15 protein-coding genes are annotated in these 16,618 nt (G+C 68.8%); 6 read left to right on the top strand and 9 right to left on the bottom strand.

Annotated features, from left to right (window positions below):
• Window positions 1-139: 139 nt before the first annotated feature.
• The 4 genes from CY658_RS25025 to CY658_RS25010 are packed head-to-tail and all read left to right on the top strand — an operon-like array spanning window position 140 to window position 3,837.
• The gene (locus tag CY658_RS25025) at window positions 140-439 is read left to right on the top strand and encodes a FeoA family protein (RefSeq protein ID WP_070062301.1); all 300 of its coding nucleotides are present in this window, start codon (window positions 140-142) and stop codon (window positions 437-439) included.
• Window positions 432-2,327: a ferrous iron transporter B gene (feoB, locus tag CY658_RS25020; RefSeq protein WP_101492749.1), complete on the top strand. Its 1,896-nt coding sequence runs from the start codon at window positions 432-434 to the stop codon at window positions 2,325-2,327. Before CY658_RS25025 ends, feoB begins: the two co-directional genes overlap by 8 nt.
• Window positions 2,328-2,362: 35 nt before the next feature.
• Complete coding sequence (locus CY658_RS25015) at window positions 2,363-2,647, top strand: DUF6587 family protein (RefSeq protein WP_101492748.1); 285 nt, start codon at window positions 2,363-2,365, stop codon at window positions 2,645-2,647.
• Between the two features lie 5 nt (window positions 2,648-2,652).
• Window positions 2,653-3,837, top strand: a complete 1,185-nt coding sequence (locus CY658_RS25010) for an FAD-dependent monooxygenase (protein WP_101492747.1) — start codon at window positions 2,653-2,655, stop codon at window positions 3,835-3,837.
• Window positions 3,838-4,104: 267 nt separating this feature from the next.
• Here CY658_RS25010 and CY658_RS25005 read toward each other — a convergent pair whose 3' ends face one another.
• The 8 genes from CY658_RS25005 to CY658_RS24970 form a co-directional block, all read right to left on the bottom strand.
• Window positions 4,105-5,607, bottom strand: coding sequence for a carotenoid oxygenase family protein (locus CY658_RS25005; protein WP_101492746.1), 1,503 nt, complete (start codon window positions 5,605-5,607; stop codon window positions 4,105-4,107).
• An 11-nt stretch (window positions 5,608-5,618) separates the two neighbouring features.
• A complete protein-coding gene (locus tag CY658_RS25000) occupies window positions 5,619-6,056 on the bottom strand; it encodes a DUF2141 domain-containing protein (RefSeq protein WP_101492745.1) in 438 nt (145 codons plus the stop codon).
• Window positions 6,057-6,201: 145 nt separating this feature from the next.
• Window positions 6,202-7,311, bottom strand: coding sequence for an AI-2E family transporter (locus tag CY658_RS24995; protein WP_101492744.1), 1,110 nt, complete (start codon window positions 7,309-7,311; stop codon window positions 6,202-6,204).
• A gap of 169 nt (window positions 7,312-7,480) precedes the next feature.
• Complete coding sequence (locus tag CY658_RS24990) at window positions 7,481-8,188, bottom strand: GntR family transcriptional regulator (RefSeq protein ID WP_101492743.1); 708 nt, start codon at window positions 8,186-8,188, stop codon at window positions 7,481-7,483.
• 5 nt (window positions 8,189-8,193) lie between these two features.
• Window positions 8,194-9,525 carry a C4-dicarboxylate transporter DctA gene (locus tag CY658_RS24985; protein WP_101492742.1) on the bottom strand — a complete coding sequence of 444 codons (1,332 nt, stop codon included), beginning with the start codon at window positions 9,523-9,525 and terminating at the stop codon, window positions 8,194-8,196.
• A gap of 151 nt (window positions 9,526-9,676) precedes the next feature.
• Window positions 9,677-10,912 (bottom strand): dihydrolipoamide acetyltransferase family protein, encoded by a 1,236-nt coding sequence (locus CY658_RS24980; protein ID WP_101492741.1) that lies wholly within the window; start codon window positions 10,910-10,912, stop codon window positions 9,677-9,679.
• Window positions 10,913-11,926 carry an alpha-ketoacid dehydrogenase subunit beta gene (locus CY658_RS24975; RefSeq protein WP_101492740.1) on the bottom strand — a complete coding sequence of 338 codons (1,014 nt, stop codon included), beginning with the start codon at window positions 11,924-11,926 and terminating at the stop codon, window positions 10,913-10,915.
• Window positions 11,914-13,173 (bottom strand): 3-methyl-2-oxobutanoate dehydrogenase (2-methylpropanoyl-transferring) subunit alpha, encoded by a 1,260-nt coding sequence (locus CY658_RS24970; protein ID WP_101492789.1) that lies wholly within the window; start codon window positions 13,171-13,173, stop codon window positions 11,914-11,916. Before CY658_RS24970 ends, CY658_RS24975 begins: the two co-directional genes overlap by 13 nt.
• 249 nt (window positions 13,174-13,422) lie before the next feature.
• Here CY658_RS24970 and CY658_RS24965 point away from each other — a divergent pair, with 249 nt between their 5' ends.
• Window positions 13,423-14,397 carry a hypothetical protein gene (locus tag CY658_RS24965; RefSeq protein ID WP_101492739.1) on the top strand — a complete coding sequence of 325 codons (975 nt, stop codon included), beginning with the start codon at window positions 13,423-13,425 and terminating at the stop codon, window positions 14,395-14,397.
• On the opposite strand, the gene CY658_RS24960 is transcribed toward CY658_RS24965, so the two are convergent.
• Complete coding sequence (locus CY658_RS24960; protein ID WP_101492738.1) at window positions 14,366-14,980, bottom strand: DUF308 domain-containing protein; 615 nt, start codon at window positions 14,978-14,980, stop codon at window positions 14,366-14,368. The two genes, CY658_RS24965 and CY658_RS24960, sit on opposite strands and share 32 nt — an antisense overlap.
• A 149-nt stretch (window positions 14,981-15,129) precedes the next feature.
• Between CY658_RS24960 and CY658_RS24955 the strand changes: the two genes are divergently transcribed.
• Window positions 15,130-16,599, top strand: coding sequence for an HD domain-containing phosphohydrolase (locus tag CY658_RS24955; RefSeq protein WP_101492788.1), 1,470 nt, complete (start codon window positions 15,130-15,132; stop codon window positions 16,597-16,599).
• Window positions 16,600-16,618: the final 19 nt, after the last annotated feature.

The raw sequence follows: 16,618 nt of genomic DNA, 5'->3' as shown, positions 1-16,618 counted from the left end.
CCCGGCCCCGGCGGAGGCACTCATTTCCGCCTGACCCACCACTTTTTGGGGTTGGTCAGGTTTTCGCGAGTGAGAATTGCTAGCATCTGGCTTTTGCTTACTGGCGTGCCCCGGTGTTTCCGGGGGGCGCACCCCCACCGTGCGAAACAACGACCTCGGCGCAGCGCCGACCACCACCGCGCTGAGCCTCGACCAGCTTCCGTCCCATCAGTGGGCCACCGTGCTCGACGTGGCCCGCCCCGACAGCGCGGACGACCGCGAGCTGGTGCTGCGCCTGACCGAAATCGGCTTCGTGCCGGGCGAGGCCGTGCGCATCGTCGCCACCGGCACCCCGGGCCGCGAGCCGCTGGCCGTGCGGCTGGGTCACACCACCTTCGCGCTGCGCCGCCACGAGGCCGCGCTGATCCACGTCACGCCGGGAGCCGCGAACCATGGTTGAAGCCGTCATCCAGGGGCCGGGCCGCCTGGGCGCCACCGCACAGCCCGGGCGCATCGCGCTGCTGGGCAACCCGAACTGCGGCAAGACCGCGCTCTTCAACCTGCTGACCGGCAGCCGCCAGAAGGTGGCCAACTACGCCGGCGTGACCGTCGAGCGCAAGGAAGGCACGCTTCGCACGCCGACCGGTCGCCGCGTGTTCGTGCTCGACCTGCCGGGCGCCTACAGCCTGAACGCACTGAGCGCCGACGAAGCCGTCACGCGCGACATCGTCACCGGCCAAAGCAAAGAGGACCTGCCCGACCTGCTCGTGTGCGTGACCGACGCCACCAACCTGCGCCTGAACCTGCGTCTGGTGCTCGAAGCGCGCCAGCTCGGCCTGCCGATGGTGGTGGCGCTCAACATGACCGACATGGCCAAGAAGCAGGGCATCACGATCGACACGGCCGTGCTCTCGCGCGAACTCGGCGTGCCGGTGATCGAGACCGTGGGTGTCCACACCGGCGGTGCGAAGCACCTGCTCGAGGCGCTCGACGCACCGGTCGCCGCCGCCGCGCCCCAGCCCTGGAAAGCGCCCGGCCTGGACGACGTGCTCGCCACGCAGCGCGAAGTGCGCCGCATCCTCGGCCTGGCCGTGAAGGAGCCCGTGGGCAGCCTGGACACCAGCGACCGCATCGACCGCGTCGTCATGCACCCGGTGTGGGGCATGCTGGTGCTGGCCGTCACCATGTTCCTGATGTTCCAGGCCGTGTTCAGTTGGGCCAACGTGCCGATGGACGCCATCAAGGCCGGCACCGAAGGGCTGGGCAACCTCATCAAGACGCACATGCCCGAGGGCATGCTGCAGAGCCTGCTGGTCGACGGTGTCATTGCCGGTGTGGGCGGCGTGATCGTGTTCCTGCCGCAGATCCTGATCCTGTTCCTGTTCATCCTCGCGCTGGAAGATTCCGGCTACCTGCCGCGCGCTGCCTTTCTGCTCGACCGCATGATGGGCACCGTGGGCCTGTCGGGCCGCTCGTTCATTCCGCTGCTGTCGAGCTTTGCCTGCGCCATTCCGGGCGTGATGGCCACGCGCACCATCAGCAACTGGCGCGACCGCATCACGACCATCATGATCGCGCCGCTCATGACCTGCTCGGCGCGGCTGCCGGTGTATGCGCTGCTGATCGCGGCCTTCATTCCGGCGCGCGACGTGGGCGGCATCTTCAACCTGCAGGGCGTGGTGCTGTTCGCGCTGTATGTGTTCGGCATCGTCTCGGCGATGGCCGTGGCCTGGGTCATGAAGCGCTTCCGCGACAGCACGAGGCACTCGCCGCTGTTGATGGAACTGCCGGCCTACCGCTGGCCGAATCCGCGCAACCTGCTGCTCGGTTTGTACGAGCGGGCATGGATCTTTATCCAGCGCGTCGGCACGATCATCCTCACGCTCACGATCCTGCTGTGGTTTTTGTCGACCTTCCCGTCGCCGCCCGAAGGCGCGACCGGCCCCGCCATCCAGTACAGCCTGGCCGGCATCATCGGCCGCGGGCTGGAGCACATCTTTGCGCCCATCGGTTTCAACTGGCAGATTTCCATCGCGCTGGTGCCGGGCATGGCCGCACGCGAAGTCGCGGTGGGCGCGCTGGGCACGGTGTACGCGCTCTCGGCCACCGGCGACGACGTGGCCACCGCGCTGGAGCCGCTCATCGCCGGCAGCTGGTCGCTCGCGACCGCGCTGTCGCTGCTGGTCTGGTACGTGTTCGCGCCGCAATGTTTGTCAACGCTCGCGGCCGTCAAGCGCGAAACCGGCTCGTGGAAATACGTGTGGATCATGGCGGGCTACTTATTCGCCCTTGCATACGTGGCATGCTTCTTGACCTATCGCATTGCACTCGCTTTCGGAGCGGGGTAAAACCACAGGGACACAGGGAAAAGGTTGAAGAAGACATGACACAGCAACTGATCGTCGGATTGATCGTCGCGGCCGCCGCGCTCTACGCGGTCTGGCGCTGGATGCCTGCCGGCTGGCGCCGCGGCGCTGCCCGCAAGCTTGCGGCCGGCACGCAGCGCACGGGCCTCATCGATCAGACCCGCGCCGATCAGCTCGCCGCCTCGCTGGCCAAGACCTCGGGCTGCGGCTCGTGCGACAGCTGCGGTAGCTGTGGTCCCAAGAAACCCGCCGGCGCCGACCCCGTCGACAGCCACAGCCCCACGCCCAGCACCGGACGCTGAGTCCGATGCCCGCGCACATCCTCGTCGCCGGGGGCGGGATCGGAGGGCTGGCCACGGCGCTGGCGCTGTCCCGCGCCCACCACCGCGCCGACGTTTTCGAACAGGCCGCCGACTTCGGCGAAATCGGCGCCGGCGTGCAGCTCGGCCCCAACGCCACCCGCCGCCTTCACCAACTCGACCTCGGCCGCGGCCTCGCGGCCATCGCGGCGCGACCCGATGCGCTGGTGGTCCACAGCGCCGGCAGCGGCGCCGAACTGGCCCGCATACCGCTGGGTGACGCCATGCAGCAGCGCTACGGCGCGCCGTACTGCTGCGTGCACCGCGCCGACCTGCACTCGCTGCTGCTCGACGCCGTGCGCGCGCAGGGCACGGGCTCACTGATCACCGCTGCGCGCATCCGTCAGGTCGAGACCAGCGACGACCTCGTCTGCGTCTCGAGCACCGACGCGCGCGCGTGGGAGGGCGAGGCGCTGGTGGGCGCCGACGGCCTGTGGAGTCTGGTGCGCGCGCAGCTCGAATCCGAATCCGCCGAAGCGCCGCCGCGCGTGACCGGGCATACGGCGTGGCGCGCGTTGGTGCGTCAGGCCGACCTGCCTGCGGCACTGCGTCGTTCGCGCGTCGATGTGTGGCTCGGGCCGCGTTTGCATGCGGTCGCGTACCCGGTGCGCGCGGGCGATGCGCTCAACGTCGTTGTGATTGCCGAATCTGCGCCCGCCGGTGATGCGCGCGATTGGGACCAGGCCAGCAGCCTTGTTGCGCTGAAGCATGCGATGGGTCGCAGCTGCGCGAGCCTTCAGTCATTGCTCGATGCGATGCCGAGTTGGCGCGCGTGGACGCTGAGCGATCGGGCACCTGTGGCAGGGCCTGGCGACATGGCGCATGAGCGTGTGGCGCTGGTGGGCGATGCCGCGCATCCGATGGTGCCGTACCTTGCGCAAGGCGCTGGCATGGCGATCGAAGATGCGGTCGCATTGGCGCACGCTTTGGGCGATACCTCTGCGTTGGGCGTGCCGGCTGCGTTCGCACGCTATGCCGAGGCGCGATGGGAACGCAATGCACAGGTGCAGGCACGGGCGCGTCGCAATGGCGAGATCTTTCACGCCACCGGTGCCGTGCGCTTCGGGCGCGACATGGCGATGCGGGTGTTGGGCTCTCGGCTGCTCGATCAGCCCTGGCTCTACGGCGGTTGATTCAGGGCGCGTGCCCAGGCCACCGGGTACTTCCCTCCGCGAATGTCCCCCGGCCTGCGGCCTCCTCCTTGATTTCGCTGCGGGAAGCACCCAATGTCCTGAGCACACTGGGCGCTGTCGTTGTGCTCGCGGATCAACGACCGCTCTGGTGACGCTCACGTCGATGGGGTGCCTTGCGCAGCGAAATCAAGGAGGAGGGCGAAGCCCGGAGGACATTCGCGGAGCAAGGTTCCCCGTCGGCGGGAGTGTCGCCCTGAACGACAACGCTCAGGCCTTCACAAACGCCCCGTGCAATCCCAGCGGCAGCGCATAAGGCAGCGTCGCCTGCGCCACAGGCCCTGCAGCAACGTGGTCCGCAGCAAAGCACGACAACACCGTCCGCTGCCGACCGAAGTCCAGCGCCGTGCCCAGCACCCAGCCCGGCTTCGCACCGTCCGGCACGAACACGTGCTCTTCCACGATGGCCTGCGCGCCGTAGCTGAAACGCTGACTGCGTCCGCTCTCGATGTCGGTGCGCGCGACGGCGCCGAAGCCCGGCACGTCGGCGCGCGTCTGCGTGGCGTGCACGACCTGGCGGTGGCGCAGGCCGACGCGGCGCGGGTCGATGCGCGGGAACTCGGCCTCCAGCGGCAGTTCGCGCTGCGTGGCCTTGCCGGTGCCCAGGTCGAGCGTGGCGACGGTCAGGCGCGGTTCGTTGCGGCGCACGCGGCGTGCGCGCATCACCTCGCGGTTGCTGGTGAACACCGACTCGGCGTTCTGCGTGCGCACGTAGTCGACGTGGATGCGCGCGCCGCGCGGCGTGTCTTCTTCCCACGCATTGCCGACGTGGAACAGGAAGCCGGCCGGCAGCTCGAACAGCTGGCGCTTGTCCCAGTTCTGCTTGTCGACCACCAGCGCGCGCATGCCGAGTTCGGGCCGCCAGACGTGGGCGTCGAGAAAGCTCGCGCCGGCCTCCTTGCGCTTGCTGTCGTAGACCAGCGGCGGCATGAGGAACACCAGGTGCCGCGCGGTCACGGCGAAGTCGTGGACCATCGGCAGCTCGGGCACCGGCACGACGGCCGCGCGGCGCAGCGCGCCGCCGGGCGCGATCTCGTACAGCGCGAGCAGGCTCTGGCCGGAGCTCACGCCGAAGTTCCATACGGTGCCGTCCGGGTCGACCTTGGGGTGGGCCGAGAAGGGCATGCCCGCGAGGTCGGCGCGCCAGGTCTTCACGCCCAGCGTGTCGAGCGTGCGCGCATCGATGCGCGTGGCCGAGCCGCCTTCCCACAGCGCGAGCACCTCGCCCTGCATCGGCAGCACGCTGGTGTTGGCGACGTTGATGGCGTCGGCCGAGGTGGGTGGCTCCACGCCCGGCGGCATGGTGCCGAAGGCCTCGGTGAGGTGGCGGCCGGCCTTCGCTTCGGCCACGCGCTTGGGCGTGGCGACGTAGCGGCCCTGGTGCCGCACGTCGGCGCCCTCGATGACGAAGCGGTGGACCATGCCGTCGCCGTCGAACCAATGGTGGTAGCGCTCGCCGCCCAGGTCGTGGCCGGCCGGGCCGATGCGGAACAGCGTGCCGGCCACGGCGTCGGGGAAGCGACCGCGCACGGTGGCGCGGGTCAGCGGCAGGTCGCCCGGGGGCGTGGCAAAGCCGATCTTCCATGGGGCGTCGGCGGCTTCGAACTGGGCTTGCCAGTTGTCGTCGGGGGTGCCGGCGGCACGCGCCAGCGGGCTGAAGAGGGGCAGGGCGCCGGCTGTGGCCAGCAGGCGCAGGAGTTCGCGTCGTTCCATGGCGGTGCTCCTCAGCGCAGATGGATGACGGCCTGCGCGTCGGCGTCGACGCGGAAGGCTGCGGCCTCGAAGTCGGGCGCGCCGCGGTTGCCCTTGGCGTCGTTCGAGAAGCCGTAGCGTTCGATCGGCATGCCCACGAGGTTGGTGTCGAGCTTGGCGTTGCCGTTCTCGTCGGCGAACACGCGCAGCGCGTAGCGCCCCGGTGCCAGGTCGGTGAAGACGAAGCGGGCCTTGCCGTCGCGTGCCGGCCCGGTCTGCGAAGCCACGGGCTTGCTCTCGGTGTAGCCGGCGGCGTCGTTGTACAGCGCGACGTAGAGCGTGGCACCGGCGGCCGGGCCGTCGGCGATGCTGAGGTTCAGGTCGGCGGCCAGGGCGCCGAGCGGGGCGAGCGCGGCGGCCGTGAGCAGGGCGCGCGCGGCGGGGCGGGAGAGCAAAGCGGGAAAGTGCATGGCAGGCCTCGTGGTGGATGGAGGGCCCGACGATCCCGCAGTCGCCGGGCGGTGCCCAGCGTCATGCGACGGAATGCGTGAATGCGCGCGCGAAATGCACGCAGGAGGAGCGAATGCCGCGGCCTGAGTGAGGCCCGGCGCGCTGTCAGGCCTTGTCCTGCCCGTTCTTCGGGGCTTCTGCGGCTTCTTCGATCGCGTGCCCGTTGCCCACATGGCCGGCGTCCGCGAACAGGCTCCAGGCGGCCATGAACAGCGCGGCGATCACCGGCCCGATCACGAAGCCGTTGATGCCGAAGATCGCCATGCCGCCGATGGTCGACATCAGCACGATGTAGTCGGGCATCTGCGTGTCCTTGCCCACCAGCACGGGGCGCAGGATGTTGTCGACCAGGCCGATCACGAACACGCCGATGAAGATCAGCACGCCGCCCTGCCAGAAGTGCCCCGTGGCCAGGTAGTAGATGGCCACCGGCCCCCAGATGAGCGCCGCGCCCACGGCCGGCAGCAGCGACAGGAAGGCCATCAGCACCGCCCACAGCAATGCGCCCTGCACGCCTAGGAACCAGAACGCCAGCCCGCCGATGGTGCCCTGCGCAATGGCCACGGCCACGTTGCCCTTCACGGTGGCGCGGATCACGGTGGTGAACTTGTTCAGCAGGTAGTGCGTGTGCGGCTTGGCCAGTGGCACGGCGTCGCGCATGGTCTTGGAGAGCGTCGAGCCGTCGCGCACCAGGAAGTACAGCAGGTACAGCATCACGAAGAAGCTGATCACGAAGTCGAAGGTGTTCTGCCCGATGGCCAGCGCCTGGCTCGCGATGAGCTGGCTGGCCTGGCCCGCGATGGCCGAAACGCGCGCCTGCCAGGCCGCCATGTCGCCGAGGTTGAAACGTTCCACGAGGCTCAGCAGCCACTGCGGCGCGGCATCGAGGATCTGCTGGAAATAGGCCGCGAAATTGATCTGGCCCGAGCGGATGCTCTGCGTGATCAGCGCCACTTCCTGCACCAGCGACACGCCCACCATCGCCAGCGGCAGGATCACGATGAACAGGCAAATGGCCAGCGTGGAGAGCGCGGCCACGTTGCGCCGGCCGGGCATCTTCTTGAGCAGCCACTTGAACAGAGGCGTGAACAAAATCGCCAGCGCCACCCCCCAGAGCACCGCGCCGAAGAACGGCATCAGCACCCACAGAAAGGCGACGGTGACAGCAGCAAGCAGGGCGAGAAAGACGCCGCGCTGAAGTTGGGGAGAGTTCATAAGTGTCTCGGACTGTAGCCGAGCCGGAACCCGTCGCCGTGTCAGCCGGCGCGCCCTTGTGCGATGCAGCAGGCTTGCCCAAGAAAAACGCCGCGGGCGCAAGGCCGGCGGCGTGTATCAGCTATTCAATTGATAGCTGAGGCTGGCATAAATGCACAGCGACACAGTGCTATCGCCTGGCTGCGCGCGGCAGCGCCACGGGCGCCAGCGTGGCGCGCAGCCGGCTCGGTGCATCGGGCTCGGTGGTCGCGTCGACCTCCAGCGCCCGTTCGACATTGCCGATGTGGTTGAGCATGAGCTGGCGCGCCTGCTCGATGTTGCCGGCCTCGAGCGCTTCGACGATCGCGCTGTGCTCCGCGCACGACTGCCCGGCCTCGTGCTTCGACTGGTAGAGCGTGGCGGCCAGCGTGGTGCGGGCCGTGAGGTCGCGCAGCACGTCGACCAGCAGCTGGTGGCCCATCTGCTCGGCCAGGCAGACATGGAAGTCGGCCAGCAGGAAGGCGCGCGTGGCGGCGTCGGCGCCTTCGATGGCGCGCTGCTCGTCGGCGATGTGGTCGCGCAGCTTGCGGATCACCTGGCCCAGCGGGCGGCCCTCGCTCGCGGCCAGGATGCCGGCCTCGACGATGCGGCGCGCCGAGAAAGCGTCGCGCGCTTCTTCGGCCGAGGGCTCCACCACGTACCAGCCGCGGCGCGACTGCACCTCGACGAAACCGCGCGCCTGCAACTGCATCAGCGCCTCGCGCACCATGGTGCGGCTGACCGAGAAGTTCTCGGCCAGCGCCTGCTCGCCGAGCCGGTCGCCGGGCGCGAGCTTCTGCGCGAGGATGGCCTCGACGACGCGTTCGGCGATGGCGGTGGGGCTGACGTCGGCGGGCATTTTTTTCAGTGAGCGGTGGAAGCGGCGGTGCCGGTGTTTACCACGGGCGCTTCAGCCAAAGGCTCGTCGTCGGGCGAGTAGGTGCCGTCGAGCACCGCATGCGCACGCTCCCGGTCGATGTCGCCTTCCCATGCGGCGATGGCGACGGTGGCCACGCAGTTGCCGATCAGGTTGCCCAGCGCGCGGGCGATGCCCATGAACCAGTCGACCGAGAGCACCAGCACCAGGCCGATGGCGGGAATCGCCGGAATCGCGTGCAGCGTGGCGGCCAGCACCACGATGGCCGAGCCCGGCACGCCATGCGCGCCCTTCGAAGTGACCAGCGCAATCGCCAGAATGGTCAGCAGGTCGGCCATCGAGATCGGCGTGTTGGTGGCCTGTGCAATGAACACGGCCGCCAGCGTGATGTAGATCGAGAACGCGTCGAGGTTGAACGAGTAGCCCGTCGGAATCACCAGGCCCACCGTCGAGTCGCGGATGCCCATGCGGCGCAGCTTGGCCATGATCTGCGGCAGCACGCTGTCCGACGAGGTGGTGGCGAACACGATGGCCAGCTCTTCGCGCAGGTAGCGCAGCAGCTTCCACAGGCTGAAGCCCGAGAAGCGCATCACCAGCCCCAGCACCACGAACACGAAGATCAGCACCGCGCCGTAGAAGAGGGCGACCAGCATGCCCAGCTGCTTGAGCGAGCCGATGCCGTACTTGCCGACCGTGAACGCGATGGCACCCAGCACGCCCAGCGGCGCCAGCTTGATGATGATCCCCATGATCTTGAACAGCACCAGCGAGAGCGCATCGACCACCGCCGCCACCGGCGCGCCGCGGTTGCCCAGCAGCGAGAGCGCGCAGCCGAACAGCACCGCGAACAGCAGCACCTGCAGCACGTCGCCGGTGGCGAAGGCGGCCACCACCGTGGTGGGAATGAGCTTCATCAGAAACTCGACCGTGCCGCCGCTCGTGAGCTTGTCGGCGTTGGAGGCGTAGGCGCTCATGGCGCTCGCGTCGAGCGCCTTGGGGTCGACGTTCATGCCCACGCCCGGCTCGAACACGAAGGCCAGCACCAGGCCCATCGCCAGCGCGATGGTGGTCAGCACCTCGAAGTAGATCAGCGCCTTCACGCCGACCCGGCCCACGCGCTTGAGGTCGCCCGCGCCGGCGATGCCATGCACCACCACGCAGAACACCAGCACGGGAATGATCATCTTGATCAGCTTGATGAAGCCGTCACCGAGCGGCTTGAGCTTGGCGGCGAACTCGGGCGCAAAGAGGCCGACGAGCACGCCCACCACCAGTGCGATGACCACCTGTCCGAAGAGCGATTTGGCAAAGCGAGGCATGGAAATCTCCTGTCGTTGTCGTGTCGAGGTTTTGCATGCAAGGATCGCTTCTTCTTGCATACAAGAACTGTAGGCAAGAAGACTTCAGGGGGTTCAGAGGGTATTCCCGGGGCGTTTCTGCTCCCCGAGGCCGTGCCTTCGAGGCCTGCCGCTACGCGATAAAAAGCAGGGCCGGGCATTCGAGCGAAGCCCGCACGGCCTGCACGAACTCGGCCGCTAGCTGGCCGTCGACCACGCGGTGGTCGAAGGAGGAGGACAGGTTCATCAGGCGGCGCGCGACCACCGCGCCGTCCCGCATCACTGGGCGCTGCACGATGCGGTTGACGCCGACGATCGCCACCTCGGGCGCGTTGATGATCGGCGTGGAGGCGATGCCGCCCAGCGCGCCGAGGCTGGTGACGGTGAGGGTCGAGCCGCTCAGTTCGTCGCGCGTGGCCCGGCCTGCGCGCGCGGCATCGGCCAGGCGCGCGATCTCGGTTGCGCAGGACCAGAGGTCGCGTGCTTCCGCGTGGCGCAGCACCGGCACCATGAGGCCGGCCGCGGTCTGGGTCGCGATGCCGACGTGCACCGCACCGTGGCGCGTGAGCACGCCCGCCTCGTCGTCGAAGCGGGCATTGATCTGCGGGAAGCGCGGCACCGCCAGCACGAGCGCACGCACCAGCAGCGGCAGCAGCGTCAGGTGCGCACGCTCGCCGCCCCAGCGTTCGTTGATCTGCGCGCGCAGCAGCTCCAGCTCGGTCACGTCGACCTCCTCGACGTAGGTGAAGTGCGGGATGCGGCGCATCGCATCCTGCATGCGCTGCGCGATGCGGCGGCGCACGCCGGTCACGGGCACGGCCTCTTCGTCGTTGCGTTCCGTGTAGCGCGCCGCATCCGGCGCCTGCGGATCGGGCCGGCGGACCAGCCAGGCGTCGAGGTCCTCGTGCAGGATGCGGCCGTCCGCGGCGCTGCCCGGCACCTGATGAAGATCGATGCCGAGGACCGTGGCCCGGTGGCGCACCGCGGGCGCGGCGAGCGGCTTGCCGGCGGAGGGGTGCGCGCGTTCGGCCGGTGCTGGCGCCGGCACCTGCGCCGCCTGCGCGCTTGCGGGCGCGGCCTGTACCGCCTGCACCTGCGCTTGCGCTTCTGCTCGCGTCTCGCCGCCGGCCTCCACGTCGATCCGGATCAGCTCTGCGCCCACCGCGATCTGTTGCCCCACTTCGCCGCCGAGCGTGAGCACCCGGCCCGCGACCGGCGAGGGAATCTCGACCGTGGCCTTGTCGGTCATCACGTCGGCCAGCACCTGGTCTTCGGCCACCGTGTCGCCGGGCTGCACGCGCCACGCCACCAGCTCCACCTCGGCGACGCCTTCGCCCAGGTCCGGCACCTTGATCGTGTGCGTGGCCATTCAGTTCTCCATGGCGCGCCGGAAGGCGGCGCCGACGCGCGCCGGGCCCGGAAAGTAGGCCCACTCCTGCGCATGCGGATAGGGCGTGTCCCAGCCGGCCACGCGCTGGATCGGCGCCTCCAGGTGGTGAAAGCAATGCTCCTGCACCAGCGCCGTCAGCTCGGCGCCGAAGCCGCTGGTTCGCGTGGCCTCGTGCACGATCACGCAGCGGCCGGTCTTCTTCACCGAGGCGACCAGCGTCTGCAGGTCCAGCGGCCACAGGCTGCGCAGGTCGATGATCTCGGCATCGATGCCGGTTTCTTTCGCGGCCGCTTCCGAGACGAAGACCATGGTGCCGTAGGTGATCACCGTCAGGTCGGTGCCGGGGCGGAACACGGTGGCCGATTCCAGCGGCACCGTGTAGTAGCCCTCGGGCACCTCGCCCAGCGGATGGGCCGACCAGGACACCAGCGGCCGGTCGTGGTGGCCGTCGAAGGGGCCGTTGTACAGCCGCTTGGGCTCGAGAAAGACCACGGGGTCGTCGTTCTCGATGGAGGCGATCAGCAGGCCCTTGGCATCGCGCGGATTGGAGGGCATCACCGTGCGCAGCCCGCAGACGTGCGTGAACAGCGCCTCCGGGCTCTGGCTGTGCGTCTGGCCGCCGTAGATGCCGCCGCCACAGGGCATGCGGATGGTGATCGGCGCGGTGAAATCGCCCGCCGAGCGATAGCGCAGGCGCGCCGCCTCGGACACGATCTGGTCGTAGGCCGGATAGACGTAGTCGGCAAACTGCACTTCCACCACCGGGCGCAAGCCGTAGGCGCCCATGCCGATGGCAGAACCGACGATGCCGCCCTCGTTGATCGGGGCATCGAACACGCGCGAGCGACCGTATTTGGCCTGCAGGCCTTCGGTGCAGTGGAACACGCCGCCGAAGTAGCCCACGTCCTGGCCGTAGATGATCACGTTGTCGTCGCGCGCGAGCATCACGTCCATGGCGGAGCGCAGGGCCTGGATCATGGTCATCGAGGCCATGGCTGTCGTCCCTCCGACGACAGCTGTTCGCGCTGCCGCTTCAGGTGCTCGGGCACGTCCTTGTAGACGTCCTCGAACAGGGTGGCGGCGTCGGCGACATGACCGTCGGCCATGGAGCCGAAGCGCTCGGCCTCCTTCACTGCGGCGTTCACCTGCGCCTGCAGGTCTGCCTGCGTCTGGTCGTGCTCCTGCGGCGACCACGCGCCGATCGCCGTCAGGTGCTGCGCCAGGCGCGGAATCGGATCGCCCAGCGGGAAATGCGCCCAGTCGTCGGCCGGACGGTACCTCGACGGATCGTCCGAGGTCGAATGCGCGCCCGCGCGGTAGGTGACCCACTCGATCAGCGTCGGCCCCAGGTTGCTGCGGGCGCGCTCGGCCGCCCAGCGCGAGGCCGCCAGCACCGCGAGGAAGTCGTTGCCGTCGACGCGCAGCGAGGCGATGCCGCAGCCGACGCCGCGCGCCGCGAAGGTGGTGGCCTCGCCGCCCGCGATGGCCTGGAAGGTGGAGATCGCCCACTGGTTGTTGACCACGTTGAGGATCACCGGCGCGCGGTACACGTGCGCGAAAGTCAGCGCCGTGTGGAAGTCGGACTCGGCGGTGGCGCCGTCGCCGATCCAGCCCGAGGCGATGCGCGTGTCGCCCTTGATCGCCGAGGCCATGCCCCAGCCCACCGCCTGGATGAACTGCGTGGCCAGGTTGCCCGAGATCGAGAAGAAGCCGGCCCGCTTCATCGAGTAGCACACCGGCAGCTGCCGCCCCTTGAGCGGGTCGCGCTCGTTGGACATCAGCTCGCAGATCAATTCCACCAGCGTCACATCGTCGCGCGCCAGCAGCAGGCCTTGCTGGCGGTAGGTGGGAAAGCACATGTCGCCCTGCTGCAGCACCAGCGCGTGTCCGGTGGCGATGGCCTCCTCGCCGAGACACTGGATGTAGAACGAGATCTTCTTCTGCCGTTGCGCGATCAGCATGCGGGCGTCGAAGGCGCGCGTCTTCATCATCGCGCGCAGGCCGCGGCGCAGCAGTTCGGGGTCGGCGTCGGGTGCCCACGGGCCGACGGCGCGGCCTTCGTCGTCGAGAACGCGCACCAGCGTGTAGGCCAGGTCGCTGGTGTCGGCCGGCGATGCGTCGATGGGAGGTTTTCGCACCTCGCCGGCACGCGACAGATGCAGGTAGGAAAAGTCGGTTTCATGCCCCGGCCGCCCGGTGGGCTCCGGCACATGCAGACGAAGAGATGCGCCGTGGCTCATCGCGTGGTCTCCGCGCTCGATGGAATCGCTCGCCAGCAAAGCCTAGCGAATTTCAGGCGCCGGCGCAGTCGGCCAATCGCGTATTTCGCAGGCCTCGCCAGACGCAGGGCGACGGGAGACCAGGGGCGCGGCGTTCAGGAGGCGCGCGCCGCGCGCTTCCAGCCCGCGGCATGAGGCTCCCATGGATGGGGGAGGCGGCGTTTCGGGGCGGCTCCTAGCATCCGCCACCCACAACGAGGAGAGCCCCTGATGAAGATCGCCTTTACTTCCTGCTTCAGTGCCCAGAGCTTCAAACAACAGCCTGTCTGGACCCAGGTCGGCGCCTCGGGCGCCACGCACCTGGTGCTGCTGGGCGACTCGGCCTACTACGACGCGGACGGTTCCGACATGGGCGCGATCAAGGGGATGGGCGCTCATGACTTCGCGCTGCATGCCTTCGGCCGGCTGCGCGACCAGCTCAACCAGAAGGAGTTCGCCAAGCTGGTGCGCGACACGGGCTTGCGCATTCATCCGATCTGGGACGACCACGACTTTCTGTGGAACGGCGCCTGTGGTGCGCAAATCGAGGGGCAGCCTTCGTACCGGCATCTGCTGGACCCGACCCGTGCGGCGTTCCAGGCCTATCGCGACGCGCTGGATTCACACGACCCGAAGACCTTTCCCAAGCCCGCCGATGGCTGGAACCTGGGCGTTCCCGAACCCGGCTACCGAACCCTCATGCTGAGCAACGCCGGCGACCCGGATGGCGCGGTGATGCTGCACCTCACCGACGGTCGCAGCTACAAGACCAAGGGCGGCGAGAAGGCCGTGCTTGGCAGCGCGCAGATGAAAAAACTGACGACGGCCATCAAGAACTCGGACGACAAGACGGTGCACCTCATCGCCAGCGGCCTTACCTTCGAAGCCCGCCACGGCGAGACCTGGATGGATTGCGAGGCCGAGCACGCCGCCATCCTCAAGCTCGCGGAGACGCGCCGCATCCTCATCCTGAGCGGCGACGTCCACGAGAACCGCTTCGCCGTGCCGTGGCCCGCCGGCGCCTGGAGCCTGTTCGAGGCCACCTCGTCCGGCGCTGCGTTGCGCACGGCCGTCACCATCGGCGCGCTGCAATGCAACTGGGGGCTCGTCGACATCACGAAGGACCAGGTGACCATCGAGCTGTCGCAGCTGCACATGGACACGCGCCGCCGCGTCATCGACCGGAAGAAGTGGAAGATGCTGTAGGCGTGGCGGGGCGCGAGTTCACGGCCCCTCCATTCGGCTTGCGAAACAGGATCACGAGCCCGGAGATCAGGAAGTACACGGCGCCCACCGCTGCATAGCCTGCGAGCGTCTGCAGGACCGGCGCACCGGTGCCTTGCTGAGCAACGAAGAAGCCGCCGGCCAGCGCAGACTGCGCGCCGCTCAGCATCATCACCCACTGCCCCCGGTGGCTCTTTCGGCGGCGAAGGGCCGTCGCCAGCTGCAGAAGGCCCGACACGATGGCCCAGACCCCGAAGATGACCAGGCCGATCTGAAGCCCGAGAACCAGCGAGCCCGCGACGGCAGCGGTGACCAGCGCGCTGATCCACGTGTTCAGCATCTGGGTCGGGTTGGCTTCGGTGCCACCGGTCATCCGGGCGTCCACCAGGTTCGCCAGCGCGTCCCACGCCGGATAGATGACCAGCAGGATCGTCGTCAGCACAGGCGACTGCTTGGCGACGGTGAAGGCCAGCGCGACCCACACGAAGGAAAAGGCCGCACGGGTGAAGTAGAGCTTGCGCAGCCAGGCGGCTGGCTGCAGGTGAGGTTGGATGATGTCGGACATGGCGGAGATGGGTAAGAGGAGAGGGCGCGCCTCGAACGAGGCGGTTGCAACGATTCTTCTGCGTTCCCGCCGCCCGCGGTATCGGTCGAATGACCGACAGGCGCCGATCCGACGGCTGTGCGATGCTGTGCACCCGCCCCCGCGATCCCATGCCCGAAGACTCCACCCTCACCGCTTTCGACGCGGCCCGCGCGCTTGCCTTCATCGGCGACCTCAGCATGGGCCAGCCCATCGACCATTCCCTGCGCACCGCCTGGCTGGCGGGAATGATCGCGACGCAGGCCGGCTGCAACGCGGCGCAGGTCGAGGTCGCGCAACACGTGGCGCTGCTGCGCTGGTCGGGTTGTACGGCCAACGCGCAGGAGTTCGCAGACTTCCTCGAAGACGACGTGCTGGGCCGGCGAGCCCTTCTCGCCTCGTCGCAGCCGCGCATGCGTCAGCCCAACCGCGCGGCCATCCCAGGGGCCGTGGTGGAGATGGCCAACATCCATTGCGAGATTGCCGGCGACATCGCGAACATGCTCGGCCTGGGGCTCGATGCCGAGGCCGCCCTGCGTGCCATCTTCGAAGCGTTCGATGGCAGCGGCGTCCCCGGCCTGCTGCAGGGCGACGGCGTGCCCCTTGCGACCTATGTCGTGGCCCTCGCGAGCGATCTCGAAATCTTCAACCGGCTCTATGGGCTCGACGAAGCCCTCACGCTCACGCGGGGACGCGCCGACAGCCTCTACCCCGGCTTCCTGGTCGACGCCTGCGCACCGCACGCCGCGGCGTGGATGAAGCAGTTGGATGCGCCTGCCCCGCCGTGGACCGATGCCGCAGACGGGTCGGCGTCCATGCGCCAGCGCGTCGGGCTGGAACTCGTCGGCGACGTGAGCGACCTCAAGCTGCCCTGGATGACGGGCTACTCGCGGCGCGTGGCCAAGCTGGCGCGCGACTGCAGCGCCCAACTGGGAATGAACGACGCGTTGCGCCATCGCATCTACAGGGCCGGCCTGATCCACGGCATCGGCCGGGCCGCGGTTCCCAATGCCATCTGGAATGCGCCCGAGCCGCTGCCGGCCGCGTCGATGGAGCGCCTGCGGCTCGTGCCTTACTGGACGTCCCGCGCGGCAGGGCAGATCGACGGTCTCGCGGCAGAAGCAGAAATTGCCTCGTTCGCCTTCGAGCGGCGCGATGGCTCGGGCTACTTCCGTGGCCGCTCCGGTGCGTCGATGCCGCTCGAAGGGCAGGTCGTCGCGGCGGCCGAGCAGTGGGTGTCGCACCGCACCCGCCGTCCGTGGCGACCCGAACTGACTGACGTGCAGGCGCGCGATCGCATGCAGGCAGACGCCGAGGCCGGTCGCTTCGACAAAAAGGTCGTCGCCGCGCTCCTCACCTGCGCGCTCTCGGGCGTGCCTGTGAAGCCCGTGGTGCCTGCACAGGACGACGCGTCGCTGTCCCAGCGCGAGCTGGACGTGCTGCGCTGCATCAGCCAGGGCGACAACACGAAGCAGGTCGCGCGTGCGTTGAACATCAGCGCGAGCACGGTGCGCACGCATGTCGAACGTGTGTTCCGCAAGCTCGGTTGCTCGACCCGCGCGGCCGCCACGCTGAAAGCCTCTGCCAGAGGCTTGCTGTAGCGGGCGGCCGCCCCATCGG

The sequence above is a fragment of the Variovorax sp. RO1 genome, from assembly GCF_002849325.1.
In the GTDB taxonomy this organism is placed as follows: Bacteria; Pseudomonadota; Gammaproteobacteria; order Burkholderiales; family Burkholderiaceae_C; genus Variovorax.
This window is presented reverse-complemented; position numbering and strand designations above follow the sequence as displayed.